A 3,073-nucleotide genomic window follows, 5' to 3' on the forward strand; every position below is an offset into this window, starting at 1 on the left:
CGGCCGGCCGCTCCCCATCCCTTCCCTCCTCGCGCAGTGAGGTGCACTACCGATGGACCGCACGTACCAGCCCAGCCTCCGCCGCAGACCCGCCGTCGTGCTCGCCGCGACCCTCACCACCGCCGCCCTCGCGCTCGCCGGATGCTCCAGCGGCTCCGGCGGCAAGCAGGACCGGGAGGACGGCCAGAACGCCGCCGCCGGCAAGGCGGACACGCCCCGGATGACCGTCGCGATGATCACCCACGCCTCGCCCGGCGACACCTTCTGGGACATCGTCCGCAAGGGCGCCCAGGACGCCGCCGCCAAGGACAACGTCAAGCTCGTCTACTCCGCCGACCCCAACGCCGCCACCCAGGCCAACCTCGTCCAGAACGCCATCGACCAGAAGGTCGACGGCATCGCGATCACCCTCGCCAAGCCGGACGCCATGAAGGCCGCAGTCGCCAAGGCCCGCCGCGCCGGCATACCCGTCGTCGGCTTCAACGGCGGCATCGACGACTGGAAGAAGCAGGGCCTGCTCCAGTACTTCGGCCAGGACGAACGCGTCGCAGGCGAGGCATTCGGCCGCAAGCTCAACGAACTCGGCGCCAAGCACAGCCTGTGTGTCATCCACGAACAGGGCCAGGTCGCACAGGAGGCCAGGTGCGCCGGGGTGAAGGCCACCTTCGACGGCAAGGTCCAGAACCTCTACGTCAACGGCACCGACATGCCCTCCGTCAAGGCCACCCTCACCGCCAAGGTCAAGCAGGACCGCTCGATCGACCACGTCGTCACCCTCGGCGCGCCCTTCGCGCTGACCGCCGTGCAGGCCACCAAGGACGCAGGCAGCAAGGCGAAGGTCGTCACCTTCGACCTCAACAAGGCCCTCGTCGACGCCGTCCGCAAGGGCGACGTGGCCGTCGCCGTCGACCAGCAGCCCTACCTCCAGGGCTACCTCGCCGTCGACTCCCTGTGGCTCTACAAGACCAACGGCAACTTCAGCGGCGGCGGCGAGGCACCCGTACTGACCGGCCCGGCGTTCGTCGACAAGGACAACGTCGACGAGATCGCCGAGTTCGCCGCGAAGGGAACCCGGTGATGGCCATGACCCGGGCGACGCCCGCCCCGGCGGGCACCACGCCGACACCCACCGGCGGTCCCGCCGCCCCGACAAAGCCCGCGGCCGACGGACGCACCCTCCGCCGCTCCCTCGGCCGCCGCGTGCTCGCCCGCCCCGAGATCGGCGCGCTGCTCGCCGCCGTCGCCGTCTACCTGGTCTTCTTCACGGTCGCCCCGCCCTTCCGGGAGGCCGGCTCACTGGCCACCGTGCTCTACCAGGCCTCGGTGATGGGCATCATGGCGCTGCCCGTGGCGCTGCTGATGATCGGCGGCGAGTTCGACCTGTCCGCCGGCGTCGCCGTCACCACCTCCGCGCTCACCGCCAGCATGCTCAGCTTCCAGCTCTCGGTGAACGTGTGGACGGGCGTGCTCCTCGCCCTGGTGTTCTCCCTCGCCGTCGGCGCGTTCAACGGCTGGCTGCTGATCCGGACCGGACTGCCGAGCTTCCTCATCACCCTCGGCACGTTCCTCATCCTCCAGGGTGCCAACCTCGCCGTCACCAAGATCTTCACCGGCAACGTCGCCACCGACTCGATCAGCGACATGGACGGCTTCGCCCAGGCCGAGCGGATCTTCGCCAGCGAGATCGGGATCGGCGGCGTCCAGGTGAAGATCACGGTCCTGTGGTGGCTGCTCTTCGCGGGCCTGGCCACCTGGCTGCTGCTGCGCACGAGGTTCGGAAACTGGATCTTCGCCGTCGGCGGCAACAAGGACAGCGCCCGCGCGGTCGGCGTACCCGTGAACCTCACCAAGATCGCCCTCTTCATGGGCGTCGGCGCGGGCGCCTGGTTCGTCGGCATGCACCTGCTGTTCTCGTTCAACACCGTCCAGTCCGGGGAAGGCGTCGGGAACGAGTTCCTGTACATCATCGCCGCCGTCATCGGCGGATGCCTGCTGACCGGCGGGTACGGCTCGGCCGTCGGGCCCGTCATCGGCGCGCTGATCTTCGGCATGGTGTCCCAGGGCATCGTGTACGCCAACTGGAACCCGGACTGGTTCAAGGCGTTCCTCGGGGTGATGCTGCTGCTCGCCGCCCTTGTCAATCTGTGGGTCCGCCGCACGGCGACCCGGAGGTGATCAACATGACCGACACGCCAGAGACCGGCCACCGCCCGGCCGCCACGGACACCGCCACGGACACCGCCACCGACGCGCCGCCCGTCGTGGAGCTGCGCGCCGCCGGGAAGTCCTACGGCAACGTACGCGCCCTGCACGGCGTGGACCTCGCCGTCCACGCCGGACGGGTGACCTGCGTCCTCGGCGACAACGGCGCCGGCAAGTCCACCCTCATCAAGATCATCTCCGGACTGCACCAGCACAGCGAGGGCGAGTTCCTGATCGACGGCGAACCCGTCAGACTCTCCACCCCGCGCGAGGCGCTGGACCGGGGCATCGCCACCGTCTACCAGGACCTCGCCACCGTGCCGCTGATGCCCGTCTGGCGGAACTTCTTCCTCGGCTCGGAGCTCACCCGGGGCACCTGGCCACTCCGCCGCCTCGACATCCAGCGTATGAAGCGCACCGCCGACGAGGAACTGCGTGCCATGGGCATCGTGCTCGACGACCTCGAACAGCCCATCGGCACCCTCTCCGGCGGCCAGCGCCAGTCCGTCGCCATCGCCCGCGCCGTCCACTTCGGCGCGCGGGTGCTCATCCTCGACGAGCCGACGGCGGCGCTCGGCGTCAAGCAGTCGGGCGTGGTGCTGAAGTACATCGCCGCCGCCCGCGACCGCGGCCTCGGCGTCGTCTTCATCACCCACAACCCGCACCACGCCTACATGGTCGGCGACCACTTCACCGTACTGCGGCTCGGCACCGTCGAGTTGAACGCCGCCCGGGCCGACGTCGGTCTGGAGGAGCTGACCAACCACATGGCGGGTGGCGCCGAACTGGCCGCACTCAAACACGAGTTGGCGCAAGTGAGCGGCGTGGACACCGAAGAGCTCCCCGAGGAGTCGGAGCTGACCCCGCCACC

At 69.8% G+C, this 3,073-nt stretch carries 3 protein-coding genes; all 3 read left to right on the top strand.

All coding sequences use genetic code 11. The features are described 5' to 3' along the window. The first annotated feature begins 52 nt into the window (after positions 1 to 52). Positions 53 to 1,078: a substrate-binding domain-containing protein gene (locus tag FNX44_RS25460; RefSeq protein WP_143651337.1), complete on the top strand. Its 1,026-nt coding sequence runs from the start codon at positions 53 to 55 to the stop codon at positions 1,076 to 1,078. Between the two features lie 5 nt (positions 1,079 to 1,083). After that, positions 1,084 to 2,175 carry an ABC transporter permease gene (locus FNX44_RS25465; protein WP_143651339.1) on the top strand — a complete coding sequence of 364 codons (1,092 nt, stop codon included), beginning with the start codon at positions 1,084 to 1,086 and terminating at the stop codon, positions 2,173 to 2,175. Positions 2,176 to 2,180: 5 nt separating this feature from the next. Next, a partial coding sequence (locus FNX44_RS25470; protein WP_143651338.1) for an ATP-binding cassette domain-containing protein occupies positions 2,181 to 3,073 on the top strand: 893 nt, incomplete at its 3' end.

It is taken from the genome of Streptomyces alkaliterrae (assembly GCF_007097205.2).
GTDB classification, from domain to species: Bacteria; Actinomycetota; Actinomycetes; order Streptomycetales; family Streptomycetaceae; genus Streptomyces; species Streptomyces alkaliterrae.

Excerpts from the sequence above, each read along its gene's own strand:
- FNX44_RS25465 (WP_143651339.1), top strand. The coding sequence starts at position 1,084 with ATGACCCGGGCGACGCCCGCCCCGGCGGGCACCACGCCGACACCCACC.
- FNX44_RS25460 (WP_143651337.1), top strand. The coding sequence starts at position 53 with ATGGACCGCACGTACCAGCCCAGCCTCCGCCGCAGACCCGCCGTCGTG.